The 20879-nt window shown below is 57.1% G+C and carries 17 protein-coding genes and 1 pseudogene; 4 read left to right on the plus strand and 14 right to left on the minus strand.

Annotated elements, in window-relative coordinates; genetic code table 11:
* Positions 1–104 precede the first annotated feature (104 nt).
* The 5 genes from HP564_RS13680 to cysG are packed head-to-tail and all read right to left on the minus strand — an operon-like array spanning position 105 to position 4857.
* Positions 105–425: a DUF3561 family protein gene (locus HP564_RS13680; RefSeq protein ID WP_371243887.1), complete on the minus strand. Its 321-nt coding sequence runs from the start codon at positions 423–425 to the stop codon at positions 105–107.
* Positions 426–480: 55 nt separating this feature from the next.
* On the minus strand, positions 481–1086 hold the full coding sequence (gene cysC, locus HP564_RS13685) for an adenylyl-sulfate kinase (protein ID WP_371243889.1): 606 nt from the start codon (positions 1084–1086) through the stop codon (positions 481–483).
* The gene (cysN, locus tag HP564_RS13690) at positions 1086–2513 is read right to left on the minus strand and encodes a sulfate adenylyltransferase subunit CysN (RefSeq protein WP_371243890.1); all 1428 of its coding nucleotides are present in this window, start codon (positions 2511–2513) and stop codon (positions 1086–1088) included. Before cysN ends, cysC begins: the two co-directional genes overlap by 1 nt.
* A gap of 10 nt (positions 2514–2523) precedes the next feature.
* The gene (gene cysD, locus HP564_RS13695) at positions 2524–3432 is read right to left on the minus strand and encodes a sulfate adenylyltransferase subunit CysD (RefSeq protein ID WP_311783930.1); all 909 of its coding nucleotides are present in this window, start codon (positions 3430–3432) and stop codon (positions 2524–2526) included.
* Positions 3433–3441: 9 nt separating this feature from the next.
* The gene (gene cysG / locus HP564_RS13700) at positions 3442–4857 is read right to left on the minus strand and encodes a siroheme synthase CysG (protein ID WP_371243893.1); all 1416 of its coding nucleotides are present in this window, start codon (positions 4855–4857) and stop codon (positions 3442–3444) included.
* Positions 4858–5113: 256 nt separating this feature from the next.
* Between cysG and HP564_RS13705 the strand changes: the two genes are divergently transcribed.
* Positions 5114–6133 carry an aminopeptidase gene (locus tag HP564_RS13705; protein ID WP_371243895.1) on the plus strand — a complete coding sequence of 340 codons (1020 nt, stop codon included), beginning with the start codon at positions 5114–5116 and terminating at the stop codon, positions 6131–6133.
* A gap of 8 nt (positions 6134–6141) precedes the next feature.
* Entirely contained in the window at positions 6142–6426 is a 285-nt protein-coding gene (locus HP564_RS13710) for a YciI family protein (protein WP_371243897.1), read from the plus strand.
* Positions 6427–6465: 39 nt separating this feature from the next.
* Here the strand turns inward: HP564_RS13710 and HP564_RS13715 are convergent, their stop codons facing one another.
* From HP564_RS13715 to cysJ, 3 genes are read right to left on the minus strand one after another with little or no spacing between them, the layout of a single operon-like run.
* Entirely contained in the window at positions 6466–7200 is a 735-nt protein-coding gene (locus HP564_RS13715) for a phosphoadenylyl-sulfate reductase (protein WP_371243899.1), read from the minus strand.
* Complete coding sequence (gene cysI / locus HP564_RS13720) at positions 7197–8921, minus strand: assimilatory sulfite reductase (NADPH) hemoprotein subunit (RefSeq protein WP_371243901.1); 1725 nt, start codon at positions 8919–8921, stop codon at positions 7197–7199. Before cysI ends, HP564_RS13715 begins: the two co-directional genes overlap by 4 nt.
* Positions 8921–10726 carry an NADPH-dependent assimilatory sulfite reductase flavoprotein subunit gene (gene cysJ / locus HP564_RS13725; RefSeq protein WP_371243903.1) on the minus strand — a complete coding sequence of 602 codons (1806 nt, stop codon included), beginning with the start codon at positions 10724–10726 and terminating at the stop codon, positions 8921–8923. The genes cysI and cysJ overlap by 1 nt, the downstream gene beginning before the upstream one ends.
* A 293-nt stretch (positions 10727–11019) precedes the next feature.
* On the opposite strand from cysJ, the gene queD reads away from it, so the two are divergent.
* Together queD and HP564_RS13735 are read left to right on the plus strand one after the other, a co-directional pair.
* On the plus strand, positions 11020–11382 hold the full coding sequence (queD, locus tag HP564_RS13730; protein ID WP_199756247.1) for a 6-carboxytetrahydropterin synthase QueD: 363 nt from the start codon (positions 11020–11022) through the stop codon (positions 11380–11382).
* A 103-nt stretch (positions 11383–11485) separates the two neighbouring features.
* A pseudogene (locus tag HP564_RS13735) lies at positions 11486–12048 on the plus strand (inorganic diphosphatase); the annotation flags it as partial.
* A 60-nt stretch (positions 12049–12108) separates the two neighbouring features.
* Here the strand turns inward: HP564_RS13735 and queE are convergent.
* From queE to rlmD, 6 genes are all read right to left on the minus strand, one after another.
* Entirely contained in the window at positions 12109–12780 is a 672-nt protein-coding gene (gene queE, locus HP564_RS13740; RefSeq protein WP_371243905.1) for a 7-carboxy-7-deazaguanine synthase QueE, read from the minus strand.
* Positions 12781–13141: 361 nt separating this feature from the next.
* Positions 13142–14440 (minus strand): phosphopyruvate hydratase, encoded by a 1299-nt coding sequence (gene eno, locus HP564_RS13745; protein ID WP_123801677.1) that lies wholly within the window; start codon positions 14438–14440, stop codon positions 13142–13144.
* A gap of 76 nt (positions 14441–14516) precedes the next feature.
* A complete protein-coding gene (pyrG, locus tag HP564_RS13750; protein ID WP_371243906.1) occupies positions 14517–16154 on the minus strand; it encodes a glutamine hydrolyzing CTP synthase in 1638 nt (545 codons plus the stop codon).
* A 229-nt stretch (positions 16155–16383) separates the two neighbouring features.
* Positions 16384–17172, minus strand: a complete 789-nt coding sequence (mazG, locus tag HP564_RS13755; protein ID WP_371243907.1) for a nucleoside triphosphate pyrophosphohydrolase — start codon at positions 17170–17172, stop codon at positions 16384–16386.
* 51 nt (positions 17173–17223) lie between these two features.
* Positions 17224–19455 carry a GTP diphosphokinase gene (relA, locus tag HP564_RS13760; protein ID WP_371243909.1) on the minus strand — a complete coding sequence of 744 codons (2232 nt, stop codon included), beginning with the start codon at positions 19453–19455 and terminating at the stop codon, positions 17224–17226.
* 33 nt (positions 19456–19488) lie between these two features.
* Positions 19489–20802 carry a 23S rRNA (uracil(1939)-C(5))-methyltransferase RlmD gene (rlmD, locus tag HP564_RS13765; RefSeq protein WP_371243911.1) on the minus strand — a complete coding sequence of 438 codons (1314 nt, stop codon included), beginning with the start codon at positions 20800–20802 and terminating at the stop codon, positions 19489–19491.
* Positions 20803–20879 lie beyond the last annotated feature (77 nt).

The raw sequence follows: 20879 nt of genomic DNA on the forward strand, positions 1-20879 counted from the left end.
ATGGCCTGCTTTCGCGGCCGTCTGCGCAAATTCTGATTAGGATAAGAAGAAGCGTAGCAGGTAAAGTTTTGTAACTTGCCGACGCGTTTGCACATCCAGCCGCGTTACCAGCCAGACAGAAAAGAGAAGAGCAACCAGAAGAGGCAGACCACCACAATCGCCGTTGCAGGAATAATCCAGAGGAGATTGCCGCGCAGCGCCATGCTGAGAACGATGCCAATCAATACCGAAACCGGCAGTAGCGCAAGGAAAAACGGCCAGGTGTAGAGAAAGAAGAACAGCGTGTTGGAGCCGTACAACAGGAAGGGCACTGCCAGCGCACACCAGTAGGAGAGGAAGCCGACAATGCCGCCTGGCAGCGAGGAGCGCGGCTCATCCGGGGTACTTTCATCTTTGCGGGCCAGCATGGGAGTAACATTCTGCATAGAGATCCTGTTGACGCTAAGGCGGCAAATCAACCTCGATTTGCCGCTTGTCTGTTCAGGATCCGATAATATCGCGGTCGCGCAGCAGGTCTAACAATTGGTCGGTCAGTTTTGTAACCATTTGTTCGCCCGCTAAGCATATTTCTGGCTGCTCGGGTGCTTCATAGACGCTGTCGATACCGGTAAAATTGCGCAATTCACCCGCCCGGGCTTTCTTGTACAATCCCTTGGGATCGCGCGCTTCGCACACCGCCAGCGGCGTATCGACAAAAACTTCAATAAAGCGCCCTTCCGGCAGGAGATCGCGTACCATCTGGCGCTCGGCGCGGTGCGGTGAGATAAATGCCGTCAGCACTACCAGCCCCGCATCCACCATCAGCTTCGCTACCTCACCGACGCGGCGAATATTTTCCCGACGATCATCGTCACTGAACCCGAGATCGCGGCAGAGGCCATGCCGGACATTATCGCCGTCCAGCAAATAGGTACTGACGTTAAGCCGATGCAGCGCCTGCTCCAGTGCCCCAGCCACGGTTGACTTACCCGAGCCTGACAAACCGGTAAACCACAGCACCACGCCCTGATGGCCGTGCTGCTGCTCGCGCGCCTCGCGCGTAACCGGATGATCGTGCCACACCACGTTATCATCGTGCTGCGCCATTACTCACCGCCCAGCAGATCGCGCGCGTTCCAGTGCGGGAAGTGACGGCGAATCAGTGCATTCAGTTCCAGCTCAAAGTCGCTGAACTGACCAGACGACTGTGCCGCACCGCTCAGCGGTTCATGGATCATGCCCGCGCCGACGGTAACGTTACTCAGGCGATCAATAAAGATCATGCCGCCGGTTACCGGGTTCTGCTGATACTTATCCAGCACCATCGGTTCGTCGAAGGTCATTTCAACCAGGCCGATCCCGTTCAGCGGCAGCGATTCGGCGGCGCGCGTCTCCAGCGTGTTGATTTCGACCTGATGGATAATGTTTGTCACGCGCGCACGCGCTTTTTTACCGGCGATTTTAATGTCGTAGCTCTGGCCCGGCTGGAGCGCCTGCTCCGCCATCCAGACCACATTCACCGTGGCTGACTGCACCGCTTCCAGCGCGGCGTCGCTGTTAACCAGCAGGTCGCCACGGCTGATGTCGATCTCATCCTGCAACACCAGGGTAATGGCTTCACCCGCACCAGCTTCGTCTAAATCGCCGTCAAAGGTCACGATACGCGCCACGGTCGATTCCACGCCCGACGGCAGTACCTTCACGCGCTGTCCAACCTTCACCACACCAGAGGCCAGCGTGCCCGCGTAGCCGCGGAAATCCAGATTTGGGCGGTTGACGTACTGCACCGGAAAGCGCATCGGCTGCGCGTCAACCACGCGCTTCACCTCAACGGTTTCCAGCACGTCGAGCAGCGTCGGGCCGCTGTACCACGGCATGGTCTGGCTCGGCGTGGCGACGTTGTCGCCTTCCAGCGCTGACATCGGCACAAAACGGATATCCAGGTCTTGGGGCAACTGCGCCGCAAAGTCGAGATAATCCTGTTTAATCTGCTCATAGGTTTCCTGGCTGTACTCCACCAGATCCATTTTGTTGATGGCGACAACCAGGTGCTTAATGCCCAGCAGCGTAGAGATAAAGCTGTGGCGACGCGTCTGGTCCAGTACGCCCTTACGCGCGTCGATCAGCAGAATTGCCAGATCGCAGGTTGAGGCGCCGGTCGCCATATTGCGGGTGTACTGCTCATGCCCCGGCGTATCAGCAATAATAAATTTGCGCTTCTCAGTGGAGAAGTAGCGATAAGCAACGTCAATGGTAATGCCCTGCTCGCGCTCCGCCTGCAAACCATCAACCAGCAGCGCCAGGTCAAGCTTCTCACCCTGGGTACCGTGGCGTTTGCTGTCGTTGTGCAGCGAGGAGAGCTGATCTTCATAAATCTGACGGGTATCGTGCAGCAGACGGCCAATCAGCGTGCTTTTGCCGTCGTCCACGCTGCCGCAGGTAAGAAAACGCAGCAGACTTTTATGCTGTTGCGCAGTCAGCCAGGCTTCCACGCCGCCCTGATCGGCAATCTGTTGTGCAATAACGGTATTCATCTGCGTCTCCTTAGAAATAACCCTGACGTTTTTTCAGTTCCATCGAACCGGACTGATCGCGGTCAATTACGCGGCCCTGGCGTTCGCTGGTGGTAGAGACCAGCATCTCTTCAATAATTTCCGGCAGCGTCTGCGCTTCCGACTCCACGGCACCGGTCAGCGGCCAGCAGCCGAGCGTACGGAAACGCACCATGCGCTGCTTGATCACTTCACCCGGCTGCAAATTGATACGGTCGTCATCGACCATCATCAGCATGCCGTCACGCTCCAGTACCGGGCGCGGCGCGGCAAGATAGAGCGGAACGATCTCAATATTTTCCAGAAAGATGTACTGCCAGATATCCAGTTCGGTCCAGTTCGACAGCGGGAAGACGCGGATGCTCTCGCCCTTGTTAATCTGGCCGTTGTAGTTGTGCCACAGCTCCGGACGCTGGTTTTTCGGATCCCAGCGATGGAAGCGGTCGCGAAAAGAGTAGATACGCTCCTTGGCACGGGACTTCTCTTCGTCGCGGCGTGCGCCGCCGAAGGCAGCATCAAAGCCATATTTGTTCAGCGCCTGCTTCAGTCCTTCGGTTTTCATGATGTCAGTGTGTTTGGCACTGCCGTGCACAAAGGGGTTAATGCCCATCGCCACGCCTTCCGGGTTGCGGTGAACCAGCAGCTCTGCCCCCATCTCTTTGACGGTGCGATCGCGGAACGCATACATCTCGCGGAACTTCCAGCCGGTGTCGACATGAAGCAGCGGAAACGGCAGCGTGCCCGGATAGAAGGCTTTACGCGCCAGATGCAGCATCACCGACGAGTCTTTGCCGATGGAGTACATCATGACGGGATTGCTGAACTCCGCCGCCACTTCACGGATGATATGGATGCTTTCCGCCTCTAACTGACGCAGATGAGTGAGTCTTTTTTGGTCCATGATTTTTCCTCAAGCCAGATTGACAACGGCGGACTCGCGGGTCGCCTGCTGTGCAGAATGTTGAAACCAGGCCAGCTGCCCGTGCAAATTTACGACTTCCCCGATGACCAACAGCGCGGGGGTCGGCGCAGCGGCGGCCAGCGTTTCGAGCTGTTCTAATGTGCCCGTCAGCACCTGCTGATCCTGACGCGTGCCGCGGCCAATCACCGCAACCGGGGTCTCAGCGGCGCGGCCATGACGGATTAACCCTTCGCTAATCTCGGCGGCTTTTACCGTCCCCATATAAATAGCCAGCGTCTGACGCGCACGCGCCAGCGAAGGCCAGTCGATGCCGTCGCCGTCGGCGCGGCAGTGGCCGGTAATAAACATCACGCTCTGCGCATAGTCACGGTGGGTCAGCGGAATACCGGCATAGGCGGTTGCGCCTGCGGCGGCCGTAACGCCGGGGACAACCTGAAAGGGAATGCCCGCTTCCTGCGCCGCCTGAAGCTCTTCGCCACCACGCCCAAAGATAAAGGGATCGCCTCCTTTCAGACGCACTACGCGCTTGCCTTTGCGCGCCAGCTCAACCAGCAGGCGATTGGTCTCTTCCTGCGGCACCGAGTGGGCACCGGCGCGTTTGCCAACGCAGATACGGTCAGCGTCGCGGCGCACCAGATCCAGAACGTCATCACTCACCAGATGGTCATAGAGCACCACATCAGCCAGCTGCATCACCTGCAGGCCGCGCAATGTCAGCAGCCCACTGTCACCCGGCCCCGCGCCAACCAAAATAATTTCACCTTCACGGTTCGGCTCGTCATCCAGCTCGCGCTGCAGCGTACGTTTTGCTTCGTCGACGTTGCCCGCCGACATCTGGCTGGCAAACAAGCCATTAAAAGCGCGCTCCCAGAAGCGACGGCGGTCTGACATGCGGCTAAAACGCTGCTTCACGCTGTCACGAAACGCACCCGCGACGTCGGCCATCTGCCCGAGGCTGGCGGGAAGGAGTGCCTCTAACTTCTCACGCAGCATGCGCGCCAGCACCGGCGCGGTGCCGCTGGAGGAGATGGCAACCACCAGCGGAGAGCGGTCCACAATAGAGGGGAAAATAAAGCTGCATTTAGGCTGATCGTCCACCACATTGACCAGCCGGTGACGGGCATTGGCCTCGTCGTAAACCTGACGGTTGAGCAGGTTATCGTCGGTCGCGGCGATAACCAAAAACACCTGGTCCAGCTGAGCCGGTTCAAAAGTGGTGGCCAGCCATTCAATCTGCTGTTCCTGACAGAGCGCCTGGAGTTCAGGGCCAAGCTCACGCGATACCACGCGCACCTGCGCAGAGGCACGGCGCAGCAGTTCAATTTTGCGTGCCGCCACGTCGCCGCCGCCAACCACCAGCACCGGACGACCCTTGAGATCGGCGAAAAGAGGCAAATAGTCCACGTTAACCCTGGTGTTGTAACCGTAATTTAACGCGACTATACGTTGCGCCCTTCTGGCAGATGAAATTACGAATTGGAATGAGTAGTTACCGAATGGAATAACGCGCTGGGTTATGTCATAACAAATTGTGCTTAACAGATGATCTGACAAGGCTTTCAGTACAAATGAAATTGTTTAATACCGATCACAGTTTCATACTAAACGGCGAAAAAATTTTTGGCTTTTTGTCACGGGATGACTCCACAAGGAACACAGCATGTTTGCCTTTCTCCGCCTGACAGCGCTGGCTGCGCTGTTGAATTGCGGTTTCGCTCTGCACGCCCAGGCCGCCAGCGTTAAGCCGGGAGAGTTTGCCGAGCAGCAGCTTCGCCATATTGCGACCTATTTCCCTGGCCGCATGAGCGGCAGCCCGGCTGAAATGATGGCCGCTGACTACCTGCAGCAGCAGTTCACTGCGCTCGGTTTTCAGAGTAATACGCGTCAGTTTAAGACCGGCTACCGCTGGCAAGAAAAAGATGGCGAGATGCGCTGGCATAAGGTCACCGCGACCTCAGTGATTGCCGCGCGGGCGGGAAGCGCCCCGCAGGAGATTCTGATAGTGGCGCATCTCGATACCTGGACACCCCTCAGCAGCAGCGACGCCGAGCATAATCTTGGCGGCCTGCGCTTACAGGGCGCGGATGACAATGCCTCCGGACTGGGCGTGATGCTGGAGCTGGCTCAGCAGCTGAGCCAGCGGCCGCTGCACTATGGCGTGCGTTTCGTCGCGTTGAGCGCGGGTGAGGCAGAATTTGGCGGTATGCAGGATTATGTGGCACGCATGAGCGCGAAAGAGAAGAAGAACACGCTGCTGGTGGTCGATCTGAACAGCCTGATTACGGGCGATCACCTCTACTTCAACAGCGGCAGCAATACGCCGCGCGCGGTGCGCAAACAGACCAGCGAGCGTGCGCTACGTCTGGCGCAGCAGCTCGGCATTCCTGCCGCCAGCCATCAGCTGAGCGCGCACGACTACACCGGCGTTAACGCCTTTGATAAAGCCGGCTTTCCGCTGCTGGACGTCACGGCGAGTAACTGGGCGCTGGGCAGTAAAAACGGTGGGCAGCAGCGCAGCCGCTCCGCCCACTTCCCGGATGGCACCACGCGCCACCAGACCGACCGCGATAATCTCAGCTACCTGGATCGCTGGCTGCCGGGACGCATTACGCTGCGCACGCGCGACAGCGTGAAGGTGCTGCTGCCGCTGCTCGGCGAGCTGACCAACCCCAAAGTGTGAGGATAATCATGTATATCGTCTCGTTGAGCTATTTTCGTCCGGTGGAAGAGGCAGAAGCGCTGCTGCAACCGCATATTGAGTGGCTGGATCGCTACTTCGCCGCTGGCGTATTTATTGCGGCTGGCCGTAAAGATCCGCGCACCGGCGGCATCGTACTGGCAAAGGATATCGATCGCGTGCGGCTGGATACCATCCTGGCGGAAGATCCTTTTGTGGCCGTGGCAAACTATGAGGTAACAAAGCTGAACGTGACGCGCACAACAGAAGCGTTTTCGGCGCTGATGGGGATGTAGTCAGCAGGCGCGCGGTTCTGTCACCGCGCGCCTGAAGAATTAGCCTTCGTGCAGGCCGCACTCACGCTTCAGGCCAAAGAAGCGCGTCTCTTCTTCCGCCATGCCCGGCTCCCATTTGCGCGTCGTATGGGTATCGCCTACGGACAAATAGCCCTCATCCCAGAGCGGATGATATTTCAGATTGTGCTGCTGCAGATACTGGTGAATCTGACGGTTATCCCAGTCAACGATCGGCAGCACCTTGAATACGCCACGCTGCACGTTCAGCACCGGCAAATTCGCGCGGCTGCCAGACTGTTCGCGACGCAGTCCGGCAAACCAGGTCTGTGCACCCAGCGTTTTCAGCGCCCGGTTCATTGGCTCAACCTTGTTGATCTGGTTGTACTGCTCGATGCCCTCTACCCCCTGCTCCCACAGTTTGCCATAGCGCGCTTCCTGCCAGGCCGCCGACGTTTCGGCACTGAACACCTTCAGGTTGAGATTGAGCTGGTCAGCCAGCTCATCAATAAAGCGGTAGGTCTCCGGGAACAGGTAGCCGGTATCGGTGAGGATCACCGGAATATCGGGCTGCTGGCGCGTCACCAGATGCAGCGACACCGCAGCCTGAATGCCAAAACTTGAGGAGAGCACAAACGCCCCCGGCAGATTTTCCAGCGCCCAGCTGACGCGCGCCTCTGCCGTGCTTTTCTCCAGCTGCGCATTGGTAGCCGCTAATGCCAGCGTGCGCTCAACTTTGTTCATTTCACTCAGTGCTGCGAGGTCAAACTGACTCATACTGCCTCCGAATCCCAGAAGTCGCGTGCCGGATCGACCACCGGCTTGATAATGCCTGCGCGGATGGTGAAATCACCAAAGCCTTCATCGCCCTGACGCTCCTGTGCCCAGCGCGCCACCAGCTCATCAATACTGGCGAGGATCTCGCTTTCGGTAATATTCTCACGATACATGCGTGGAATACGGGTGCCGATGCGGTTGCCGCCAAGATGCAGGTTGTAACGGCCCGGCGCTTTGCCCACCAGACCAATCTCCGCCAGCATGGCACGCCCACAGCCGTTAGGACAACCCGTAACGCGTAGCACAATGTGCTCGTCGCCCACGCCGTGGCGGTGCATGATCTCTTCCACTTTAGTGACAAACGCGGGCAGAAAACGCTCTGCTTCCGCCATTGCCAGCGGACAGGTCGGGAACGAGACACACGCCATGGAATTTTCGCGCTGCGCGGTCACGTTTTCCATCAGGCCATGATCGCGCGCAATGGCCTCAATCTTCGCCTTCTCGTTTTCCGGCACACCGGCCACAATCAGGTTCTGATTGGCGGTCAGGCGGAAGTCGCCTTTGTGCACGCGCGCAATGGCTGCGATACCGCTTTTCAGCGGGCGATCCGGGTAATCCAGCAGGCGACCATTCTCAATAAACAGCGTCAGATGCCACTTGTTATCGATACCCTTGATCCAGCCAATGCGATCGCCGCGCGTGGTAAATTCATACGGGCGAATCGGTTCGAAGGTCAGGCCTGCACGCTTTTCCACTTCCGCTTTAAAGGTCTCAACGCCTACGCGCTCCAGCGTATATTTGGTCTTGGCGTTTTTACGATCGGTACGATTGCCCCAGTCGCGCTGCGTGGTCACTACCGCCGCCGCCACGTCCAGCGTTTTGCTCAGCGGCAGATAGCCAATTTCACTGGCTGTGCGTGCGTAGGTCGCTTTGTTACCGTGCTCAATAGAGAGGCCACCGCCAACCAGCAGGTTAAAGCCAATCAGCTTGCCCTTATCGGCCACCGCAATGAAGTTAAGATCGTTGGCGTGCAGATCGACATCGTTGTGCGGTGGGATGACCACCGTGGTTTTAAACTTACGTGGCAGATAGGTCTCACCGAGGATCGGCTCTTCATCGGTGGTCGCCACCTTCTCTTTGTCCCACCAAATCTCTGCATAAGCGCGCGTGCGCGGCAGCAGATGTTCAGAGATCTTCTTCGCCCACTCGTAGGCTTCCTGATGCAGCTCCGACTCTACCGGGTTTGAGGTGCAAAGCACGTTACGGTTTACGTCGTTCGCGGTAGCCAGCGCGTCAAGTCCGACCTCGTGCAGCATCTGGTGCGACGGCTTCACATTCTTCTTCAAAATGCCGTGGAACTGGAACGTCTGGCGGTTGGTCAGACGGATGCTGCCATAAAGGGTTTTCTCGGTAGCAAACTGATCAATTGCCAGCCACTGGGTGGGCGTAATGATCCCGCCCGGCAGACGGCAGCGCAGCATCATGGCGTGGCGCGGCTCCAGCTTCTGCTCGGCGCGTTCCGCGCGAATATCGCGGTCATCCTGCTGGTACATACCGTGGAAGCGAATCAGCAGGAAGTTGTCGCCGTTGAAGCCGCCGGTCAGACCATCATCCAGATCGTCGAGGATGGTGCCGCGCAGATAGTTACTCTCTTTTTTAAGACGCTCAGCGTCGACCAGCTTACCTTCTACAACCAGCGGCCCAGGGTGTTTTTCGCTCATTAGTAAACGTCTCGCTGATAACGGCGCTCAATGCGCAGCTCACTTAAAAATTCGTCGGCCGTTTCACGATCCATTGCGCCGTGTTCGACCACCACATCCAGCAGTGCCTGCTCGACGTCTTTCGCCATACGGTTGGCGTCGCCGCAAACATAAATGTGCGCGCCCTCTTCGATCCAGCGCCACACTTCCGCCCCTTTGGCGCGGATTTTATCCTGTACGTAAACCTTCTGCTCCTGGTCGCGCGACCAGGCGAGATCGATATGGGTCAGCAGGCCCTCTTTGACATACTGCTGCCACTCAACCTGATAAAGGAAATCTTCAGTAAAGTGCGGGTTGCCGAAGAACAGCCAGTTTTTGCCGCCTGCACCGTCGTTTTCACGCTGCTGCATGAAGGCGCGGAACGGCGCAATACCGGTGCCTGGCCCAATCATAATGACCGGCGCATCCGGACTGGCTGGCAGGCGGAAGTTATCGTTGTGTTCGATAAACACGCGCACCTCCGCATCCTCCTCCAGACGGTCAGCCAGATAGCTCGATGCACCGCCTGCACGGGCGCGTCCATCAATGTCGAAGCGCACAGCACCGACAGTGATATGGACTTCCGTTTCGTTTTCCGCCTGCGATGAGGCGATAGAGTAGAGACGCGGCGTGAGTGGACGCAGCAGCGCGGTCAGCTGGTCAGCGTTAAGTTCGGTCGGCGCGTTACGTACCATATCGACAATCGGGAATGTCTGCGCATAGTGTTGCAGCTTCGCCTTATCGCCTACCAGCGCCAGCAGTGTCTCATTGCGCGACAGGGCGGCATACTGCTCCACGATCTGCGCGGTATTCACCGTCAGCTCAAAATGCTTTTGCAGCGCCTCGCTAAGCGGTAGCGTCTCGTTGTTGATCTGGACCGGCTCGTCGCCTTTTAGCCACAGCAGGCTCAGCAGCTCTGCCACCAGCTCAGCATCGTTCTCATACCAGACGCCCAGCGCGTCGCCCGGCTGGTAGCGCAGGCCGGAGTCGCCCAGGTCGATTTCAATATGGCGCACATCTTTATCAGAGTTTCGGCCGGTGATTTTCTGGTTAACCGCAAAGCTGGCGGTCAGCGGGGCCTCTTTGGTGTAGGGACTGCTGTGCACTTCGTTGACGCTGCCGGTCGCGGTAGCTACCGCCTGGGCAGGCGTTTCGCTCGGCACGCGCTGTTTCAGCACCTCCACCAGCGCGCTGCGCCAGTGAGCGGCCGCCTCGGCGAAATCAACGTCGGCATCAACGCGATCCAGCAGGCGCTCTGCCCCCAGCTCCGCCAGGCGGCTGTCAAAATCTTTACCGGCTTTGCTAAAGAACTCATAAGAGGTATCGCCCAGGCCCAGCACCGCAAAAGCGGCACCGTCGAGCTTCGGTGCTTTTTTCGACATCAGGAATTTGTGCAGCGCCACCGCCTCTTCTGGCGGATCCCCTTCACCCTGAGTGGAGGTCACCACCACCAGCAGTTTTTCCTGAGCGATCTGTTTGAACTTGTAATCACCCGCGTTCACCAGCTTCACGTTCAGCTTAGCTGCCTGAAGATCGTCGCGTAGCTGCTCGGCAACGCGACGGGCGTTACCGGTTTGTGAAGCCGAGATCAGCGTAATCGCCGGGACCTCTGCTGCCGCTGGCGCGCTGGTCACTACGCTGCCGGGCGTCTGATTAATCATTCCCCAGAAGTAGCCAGAGAGCCACGCCAGCTGGGTGGGAGAAAAATCAGTCGTTGCCGCCTGTAAGCGCGCAAGTTGCTCCGGGTTAAGCGGGAGCAGAGAACCTGGGGGTGCCTGAGTCGTCATCGCGTTAAAAATTCCAGTATCTGAAGTCCGGACCGTGAAGTAGCGGGAAGAGTGGTAGGTTACCGGGCCGTATATTAACGATTAAATACGGCTTCGACATAATAAATAACCAAAATGACTAAGTGGTTTTTTGGGTAGGTTTAATCGGTAAAACTGGTAAACAAAAAGAATATTTATCAACCAGTTAATCAGAGACGCTCGCGGTCTGGCCAGCAGAATTACCCTTTATGGCGATGCGGATGCGAAAATTCCGCATTTCAGGTAGAATTCCCCGGTTTTTAAGCCTGAGAACCATTATGTCTACCACACTGTTTAAAGAGTTCCAGTTCGAAGCCGCTCATCACCTCCCTAACGTGCCGGAAGGTCACAAATGCGGTCGCCTGCACGGCCATTCGTTTCTGGTGCGACTGGAAATTACCGGCGAAGTGGATGCGCATACCGGCTGGGTGATGGATTTCGCCGAACTCAAGGCGGCGTTCAAGCCCCTTTATGAGCGCCTCGATCACCACTACCTGAACGACATTCCGGGTCTGGAAAATCCAACCAGCGAAGTGCTGGCGAAATGGATTTGGGATGAAATGAAGCCGCTGCTGCCTGAGCTGAGCGCGGTCATGATCAAAGAAACCTGTACGGCTGGTTGCGTCTACAAAGGTTAACCTGCGTCCGGGCTGCCAGCTGTGCAGCCCGACGTTGTCATCTGCCTGTCACCTCTCTTCTCTACGTGGTTTTCTTCCTGACCAAAGAGCAAAAGAATCAACGATGCACCTCAGGCATTTTGCCGCGGTCGTGCTGTTTTTGTCCGCCTCTGCTGCCGTACAGGCAAAAAACGTTCTCAACTTTCCCGGTCAGAAAATGTGCCAGCAGAGTGCTATGCCGTGACGGAGATCCCTGCGGGTGGCCCCATCAAATATGGGACCGAGGCGAAAACGGGCTTTATTGTGGCCGATCGCTTTCAGTTGATGCCGGTCGCCTGTCCGGCCAATCAAAGATCTCAGACACAATCGCCGGGCGGCGATAACGATCCGCTCGACGTGATTTTCTATACGCGCGCGCCGTTGCAGCCTGACACGCTGATCAAACTGCGCGCCATCGGCGTAGTGAAAATGATCGACGGCGGTGAAGTGGACGTTAAGATTGTCGCGGTGCCTGCCAGCAAGATCGATCCCAGCTATAGCGATATCAAAAGCATCAGCGATCTGCTGAAGATGGAGCAGGAACGCTTACAGGTCTTTTTCCGCGTTTACAGGCAGCAGCCAGAGGGACGTAAGCAGATTAAGCTGAACGGATTCAGAAGCGCCGAAGCCGCGAAGAGCGAGAGTAAAAGGTGCCTGGCGCCTGTAAAGCGTAGCGGGCGGCGGCGATCGCCGCCCTGCTCTCAACCATCAGGCGATGTTCAGATACTTGTGCGTCTGCATGGAGAGACGCCAGTTGCGCGCAATGCAGGTGTCAATGCAGAGCTTCGTCGCGTCGTCCTTACGGCTGACTGGCTGTAGCGCAATCACTCGCGTTTTGCTGTCGGTCAGCGTCGCCAGCAGGACATCCAGCGCCTCAACATCACGCGCGCGTGCGACCGGATGTTTAATCTCATCTGCACGCTGAAGCGCCTGCGCCAGCACATCGTAGCCGCCGCGCATATTGACCTTGGGCGAAACGGTAACCCAGGTCTTTTCAGAGCAGTGCACCTCATGCGTGCCGCTGGTTTCGATCTGGCACTGAAAGCCGTTCGCTTCCAGCGCTGCGGTCAGCGGACGCAGATCGTAGATGGCCGGTTCACCGCCGGTGATAACGACGTGACGCGCCGTCCAGCCCTGACGCTGAATGGTCTCGACCAGCAGCGCCGCATCGGCGTTGCCCCAGGCATCCGTCTCCACCGTTTTGATCAGAATATCGCCCAGCGCCGTTTCCCGATCGGCCAGCTTCTCCCAGGTATGTTTGGTATCACACCAGCTACAACCCACCGGGCATCCCTGTAAGCGGATAAAGATGGCCGGAACGCCGGTATAAAACCCCTCTCCCTGGAGCGTCTGGAACATTTCGTTAATCGGGTATTGCATCACGGACTCGCTAGATAAAAACAGGGCGCTGATTATGGCAGATTTGTCGCGCAGCTCAATCACGCGATGTGCCTTTTCTCAGTGCTGAATTTGCTGCCACGCCGCAAAACAGTTCGCATGTGGGGTCCCCGGGAGCGAAGAGCCAGCGGCTGCGCAAGGGGCAGTAACGCCACATGCGTTTTCAGATAACGCAGCGCGCTGGAGGCTGGTCAGCCATGAGGGTCTCTGCGGGCAGGTCGGGCCGCCTCGTGGCAGCCGGTCGCGGTTATCCGCACTGGCCGATCGCAGAAAAAACAGAGCCCCGCGCAAGGCGGGGCTCTGTCTCAGGCAAATGCCGTCATGCGACGGCACCCGCAGGCGATTACGCCTGGCCTTTAACTTCTTTCAGACCGTTGAACGGTGCTTTTGAACCCAGCGCTTCTTCGATACGAATCAGCTGGTTGTACTTGGCAACGCGGTCAGAACGGCTCATTGAACCGGTTTTGATCTGGCCTGCTGCTGTACCTACCGCCAGGTCAGCGATGGTCGCATCTTCGGTTTCACCTGAACGGTGTGAAATCACCGCGGTGTAGCCAGCATCTTTCGCCATTTTGATCGCTGCCAGAGTTTCGGTCAGAGAACCGATCTGGTTAAATTTGATCAGGATGGAGTTAGCGATGCCTTTTTCGATACCTTCTTTCAGAATTTTGGTGTTGGTGACGAACAGGTCGTCGCCCACCAGCTGGATTTTGTCGCCCAGCACTTTAGTCTGGTAAGCGAAGCCGTTCCAGTCTGACTCGTCCAGGCCATCTTCGATAGAGACGATCGGGTACTGTTTGGTCAGATCTTCCAGGAAGTGGGTGAACTCTTCAGAGGTAAAGGCTTTGTTGCCTTCGCCAGCCAGCACATATTTGCCGTCTTTGTAGAATTCAGAGGCCGCACAGTCCATCGCCAGAGTGATGTCTTTGCCCAGCTCGTAGCCTGCTGCTTTTACCGCTTCTGCGATAACGGCCAGCGCTTCAGCGTTGGAACCCAGGTTCGGCGCATAACCGCCTTCGTCACCCACCGCGGTGTTCAGGCCTTTCGCCTTCAGCACTTTCGCCAGGTGATGGAACACTTCAGAACCCATGCGGATCGCTTCTTTCACTGTTGAAGCGCCAACCGGCTGGATCATGAATTCCTGGATATCAACGTTGTTGTCAGCGTGCTCACCACCATTGATGATGTTCATCATCGGCAGCGGCATAGAGAATTTGCCCGGGGTGCCGTTCAGCTCTGCGATGTGCTCATACAGCGGCTGGCCTTTTGACGCTGCAGCTGCTTTTGCCGCAGCCAGAGAAACCGCCAGGATGGCGTTCGCGCCGAAGTTGGATTTGTTTTCAGTACCGTCCAGGTCGATCATGATCTTGTCGATGTTCGCCTGATCTTTCGCGTCTTTGCCTTTTACCGCATCAGCAATCGGACCGTTAACCGCAGCAACAGCTTTAGTTACGCCCTTGCCCAGAAAACGAGATTTGTCACCGTCACGCAGTTCCAGCGCTTCACGTGAGCCGGTAGAGGCGCCTGACGGAGCCGCTGCCAGACCAACAAAACCACCTTCCAGATGCACTTCCGCTTCAACAGTCGGGTTACCGCGGGAGTCGATGATTTCACGACCGATGACTTTAACGATTTTGGCCATTACGATTTTCCTCAGTACAAGTTAGTCAATCCTAAGACAAACAACGCGCGAAAAGTTCGCGCGCTGCTCGTGAAACTTACTTCGCTAAACGCTTCTGGTGATCCTGCGCGGCCTTAACAAAGCCGGCGAACAGCGGATGACCGTCGCGCGGTGTTGACGTGAACTCCGGGTGGAACTGGCAGGCAACAAACCAGGGGTGGTTCGGGATCTCAATGATCTCAACCAGCTGGTCGTCGCCAGACCGCCCGGCGATACGCAGCCCTGCGGCTTCAATCGGCTTCAGCAGCAGATTGTTAACTTCGTAGCGGTGGCGATGGCGCTCAACGATCGTGTCGGAACCATACAGCTGACGGACTTTGCTGTCCGGCGTCAGCTGGCACTGCTGGCTGCCCAGGCGCATGGTGCCGCCCAGATCGCTGCTTTCGGTGCGCTGCTCTACATTACCGTTTTCATCGCGCCATTCAGTGATTAACGCCACCACCGGATATTTACAGTCTGGCACAAATTCAGTGGAGTTGGCGCCTTCCATGCCGGCCACGTTGCGCGCAAACTCCATCAGCGCGACCTGCATGCCGAGACAGATACCCAGATAAGGCACATTGTTCTCACGCGCGTAACGCGCGGTCATCAGCTTACCTTCCACACCGCGGTAGCCGAAGCCGCCAGGGATAAGAATCGCATCCAGATCTTTCAGAATTTCGACGCCGCGCGTCTCAACATCCTGCGAATCGATCAGCTTGATGTTGACCGTCACGCGATTTTTCAGGCCGCCGTGCTTCAACGCTTCAATCACTGACTTATAGGCGTCTGGCAGTTCAACGTATTTGCCGACCATACCGATGGTCACTTCGCCGCCCGGATTCGCTTCTTCATAGATCACCTGCTCCCATTCGGAGAGGTTAGCCTCTGGCGCATTAAGGTTGAAGCGCTTACAGATATAGTCATCCAGACCCTGCGACTTCAGCAGGCCCGGGATTTTGTAGATGGAATCGACATCTTTCAGCGAAATAACCGCTTTTTCCGGCACGTTACAGAACAGCGCAATCTTGGCGCGTTCGTTGGCGGGAACCGCGCGGTCAGAACGGCAAATCAGCACGTCCGGCTGGATACCGATAGAAAGCAACTCTTTAACAGAGTGCTGGGTGGGCTTGGTTTTCACCTCGCCTGCCGCCGCCATATAAGGCACCAGCGTCAGGTGCATATACATGGTGTGTTCGCGGCCAACATCTACCGCCATCTGGCGAATCGCCTCAAGGAACGGCAGTGACTCGATATCACCTACGGTACCGCCGATCTCCACCAGAACGACGTCATGACCTTCGCCACCTTCGATAATGCGTTCTTTAATGGCGTTAGTGATATGCGGGATAACCTGAATGGTCGCACCGAGATAGTCGCCGCGACGCTCTTTGCGCAGCACTTCAGAATAGATACGGCCCGTGGTGAAGTTATTACGGCGCGACATTTTAGTGCGAATGAAACGCTCATAGTGACCCAAATCCAAATCGGTTTCCGCCCCGTCATCGGTCACAAAGACTTCACCGTGCTGGGTAGGGCTCATGGTGCCCGGATCGACGTTGATATAGGGATCCAGCTTCATGATGGTCACGTTCAGACCACGAGCTTCGAGAATGGCTGCGAGGGAGGCTGCGGCAATGCCTTTACCCAGAGAGGAAACGACCCCGCCGGTCACAAAAATATAATTCGTTGTCATGCTGAACCTGAGAGTTTAGGTTTAAAGACGGTGGAATAACCAGGACGGGAAAACAGTATACCGGAAACCCCTGTCAGCCACAATTGATGAATCACCGCCATCCTCCAACGCATCGCAGCGGGTAACATAGCGGATAGCTGACCGGGAAATGTTGACGCAGGTCACAACTTTTTTCTCACGCTGAATCGAGTAAGCGCGACCGGCGAAATAATATGCATCGCTGGAATAATCAGCGTTTTTCCAGCGCTTTTACCTGCTGCCAGGCCGCTTCCATCTGATCGAGCGTTGCCTCTGTCATGCTTAACCCCTGAACACCGATAAGAGCCTCAACCGCACGAAAACGGCGCTCAAATTTATCGTTCGCCTTTTGCAGCGCCGTTTCTGCCTTGCTGCCGAGATGACGCGAGAGGTTGACCGTAGCGAACAGCAGATCGCCGATCTCCTCTTCCAGCTTGTCAGGGTCAACGTTGACCTGCTGCGCCTCGTGCATCACTTCATCAATCTCTTCATGCACTTTGTCCAGCACCGGCCCGAGAGAGGTCCAGTCAAAGCCCACATTGTGACAGCGCTTCTGGATTTTATGCGCGCGCATCAGGGCGGGTAGCGCCCGGGGAATATCGTCAAGCGCCGAATGCTGCGCCTTTTCCGCCCGCTCGGCTCCTTTGATCGCCTCCCAGTTTTTCAGCACTTCTGCGCTGTTTTCCACGCTGGCGTCGCCGAAGATGTGGGGATGACGGCGCTCCAGCTTGTCGCTGATAGCGTTGCAGATATCATCAAAGTTAAAGCGCCCCTGCTCACTGGCCATCTGCGCGTAGAACACCACCTGAAACAGCAGATCGCCCAGCTCGCCGCGCAAATCATTAAAGTCTTCTCGCTGGATCGCGTCCAGCACCTCATAGGTCTCTTCCAGCGTGTAAGGCGCGATAGAGGCAAAGGTCTGCTCGCGATCCCACGGGCAGCCGCGCTGCGGATCGCGCAGGGTTTGCATAATCGCGAGCAGGCGATCAAGAGCGTTCATGACAAGTCCTTTTCATACAGAGCGGGATGGACAGACGCCCATCCCTTCACATCAGTGGAGACGTCGGGCGTCAATGATATCAGGCACCTGGTTAAGCCGCGACAGTACGCGACCCAGCACCTGCTGGTTGTAGATTTCAATATCCATATCGATGGTAGCCAGCTGCTTTCGGGTGTCGCTGCGGCTGGAGACGCCCAGCACATTCACCTTTTCGTTGGCGAGAATCGTCGTGATGTCGCGCAGTAAACCGCTGCGATCGTTAGCGGTAACGCGCACCACCAGCGAATAACCACTGGAGTAGCTTTCGCCCCAGACCGCATCCACGATGCGCTCCGGCGCGTGCGAAATCAGCTCGGCCAGCTGGTCACAGTCGGCGCGGTGGATAGAGATGCCGCGCCCCTGCGTAATAAAGCCGACGATGTCATCACCCGGAATCGGCTGGCAGCAGCGGGCGATATGGTGCATCAGGTTACCTACCCCCTCCACCACTACGCGACCGCTCTCTTTGTGCGGCGGCGGCGTATAGCTCTTCTGCGTCAGCTGACGCAGCGCCTCGCGATCCTCCTCTTCCGCGCTCGGCTTGTTGAGCTTCGCCTGCAGGAAGTTGACCATCTGATTAAGACGAATGTCGCCACCGCCGATCGCCGCCAGCAGTTCATCCATTGACGTCACGTTATAGCGCGGCAGCAGCAGTTTCTCCGCCTCACGCAGGCTGATATCAAGCTGGTTCAGTTCGTTGTCGAGGATCTGACGGCCTGCAGCGATATTTTTGTCACGATCCTGTTTGCGAAACCAGTTGTGGATCTTGGCGCGACCACGGCTGGTGGTAATGTAGCCGAGATTAGGGTTCAGCCAGTCGCGGCTCGGATTTGGCTGCTTCTGGGTAATAACCTCGACCTGATCGCCCATTTGCAGCTGGTAGGTAAAGGGCACGATGCGCCCGCCAATCTTGGCACCGATGCAGCGGTGACCGATATCGCTGTGGATATGGTAGGCGAAGTCGAGCGGCGTGGAGCCAGCGGGCAGATCCACCACGTCCCCTTTCGGCGTAAAGACGTAAACGCGGTCATCGAAAACCTGACTGCGCACCTCTTCCAGCATTTCGCCAGAATCGGCCATCTCTTCCTGCCAGGCAATGAGCTTGCGCAGCCAGGCAATACGCTCCTCGTGACCGGATGCGCCGCGTGCGTTGCTGCTGCCCGGTCCCTCTTTATATTTCCAGTGCGCGGCGACGCCGAGCTCAGCGTCCTCATGCATCTGGCGGGTGCGGATCTGAATCTCAACGGTTTTGCCTTTTGGTCCCAGCACCACGGTGTGAATAGACTGATAACCATTTGGCTTGGGGTTGGCTACGTAGTCGTCAAACTCCGCAGGCAGATGACGGTAAAGGGTATGAACAATGCCGAGCGCGCCGTAGCAGTCCTGCAAACGTTCGGCGACGACGCGAACCGCACGCACGTCAAACAGTTCATCAAACGCCAGCGACTTCTTCTGCATCTTGCGCCAGATGCTGTAGATATGTTTCGGACGGCCATACACCTCGGCGCGCACGCCCTCTTTCACCATCTCTTTGCGCAGCGAGTCGACAAAGTTTTCAATGTACTGTTCGCGGTCGATGCGGCGCTCATGCAGCAGCTTGGCAATGCGTTTGTATTCGTCGGGGTGAAGATAGCGAAAGCAGTAATCCTCCAGCTCCCATTTCAGCTGGCCAATGCCAAGGCGGTTGGCGAGCGGCGCATAGATATTGGTGCTCTCTTTCGCCGCCAGTACGCGTTCATCTTCCGGCGCGTCTTTCATCTCGCGCAGGTTCATGATGCGCTCCGCCAGCTTGATGACCACGCAGCGGAAATCTTCCACCATCGCCAGCAGCATGCGGCGCACGTTGTCCACCTGCTCGGAGGCCATTGAGTCGTTATGGATGGCTTTCAGCTGGCGAATCGCATCCATGTCGCGCACGCCGTGTACCAGCGTCACGATGCCGTTGCCAAAGGTTTTGCTGATCTCCTCCTCGCTGACCACTTCCGCATTAGCCAGCGGGAAGATCAGCGCGGCACAGGAGCTTTCAATATCCATGCTGAGCATTGAGAGGATCTCCACCATCTCAATGCCGCGCCACAGCAGCAGCGGCTGATCGGGATGATCCTGCGTCTGTGCTTCGCAGTAGCGCCAGGTCTCAGCGATGCGTTTACATGATTGCGGGTTGGCAATGCCAAGACTGGCGATCCACTGATCGAGAGCGAACTCCCCTGCCGTATTTAAATGCGCACTTCTGACCGCAACCATATCCTCTCCTGCCACAGCAGCATCAATTGCCGCTTATGTTTTGCTAAACAGCACCATGGATTCGAGATGACGGGTATGAGGGAACATATCCAGCATCGCGACCCTTTCCAGATGGTAGCCCGCCGACAGTAATGTCTGGCTGTCGCGAGCAAGCGTTGTAGGATTACACGAAACATAGACCACGCGTTCAGGAGCAAGTTTAGCCACATGCGCCATTACACCCGCCGCACCGGCGCGTGCCGGATCGAGTAAAACCTTGTTAAATCCCTGCGCCGCCCAGGGCTGGCGCGTAACGTCTTCCTCCAGGTTATGCTGGAAAAAACGGACATTTTTAAGATTATTCAGCTGCGCATTATACTCTGCCTGGCGCACTAATGCTGCAACACCCTCCACACCCACAACATTTTGTACGAATTTTCCTACAGGGATCGTAAAGTTTCCCATTCCGCAAAACAGGTCCAGCACGCGATCCTCCGGCTGAAGATCGAGCCAGGCGATCGCCTGCGCCACCATCTGCTGATTAACCGCATCATTCACCTGAATAAAATCCTGCGGGCTAAAGGTGAGCGGCACATTGCATGAGTGGTAAAAGGGGGTTTCGCCGCGTACCTTCTCCAGCGTCTCACCGTTGTCGAGAAACAGCATCAGGTGGTTGTCATGCGAAAAACGTTCCAGTTTTTCGCGATCTTCCTGATGGAGTGCCTCGAGATGGCGCAGCACCATTAACGGGCCGTTGTCTGCCTGCACCAGTTCAACATGTCCCAGCCGGCTTGCCGCTCTCAGTGCACTCAGGCAGTCACGCAGCGGCAGAAGCAATGCCTCAAGTTCGGGCGTCAGAATGGGGCATTCGCGAATGGCGACCAGGTCGTTACTCGCTTCCTGACGAAAACCCATCTGCAGCTCACGCGTTTTAGGCTGCCACTGTAAGCCCAGACGTGCGCGGCGGCGATAGCCCCAGGCGGGACCGGCCAGCACGTCATCCACCGCCACGGTGCGCTGCGCCGCCTGGCTGAGCATGCGTGACAGCGCGGCCGCTTTGCTGCGCTGCTGCAACGGTTCTGCGGCGTGCTGCTGCTGGCAGCCGCCGCAGCGGGTAAAGTGTGGACAGCGCGGCGTCACGCGCTCCGGACTGGTACTCAACAGCAGGGTCGCCTTGCCGCGCGCGTACTGCCGTTTCTCTTCCACCAGTCTCACTTCCGCCCGCTCGCCCGGCAGTGCGCCGCTGATAAACAGGGTTTTTCCCTGATGTCGCGCCACGCCCTGACCAAAGGGATCGAGCTCATCGACGGTGACGGTAATACGTTGCTTAGTCGTCACGCGCTGTTTTGCGGAGTAAAATTGCGCCATAGTGTTCTGCATTCTCAGTAAAAATTTGGCGTGCACCTGCGGTCTAAACCGCTGCACAGGGATAACAGGCTGTCAGA

It is taken from the genome of Pantoea sp. KPR_PJ, from assembly GCF_041386365.1.
In the GTDB taxonomy this organism is placed as follows: domain Bacteria; phylum Pseudomonadota; class Gammaproteobacteria; order Enterobacterales; family Enterobacteriaceae; genus Pantoea.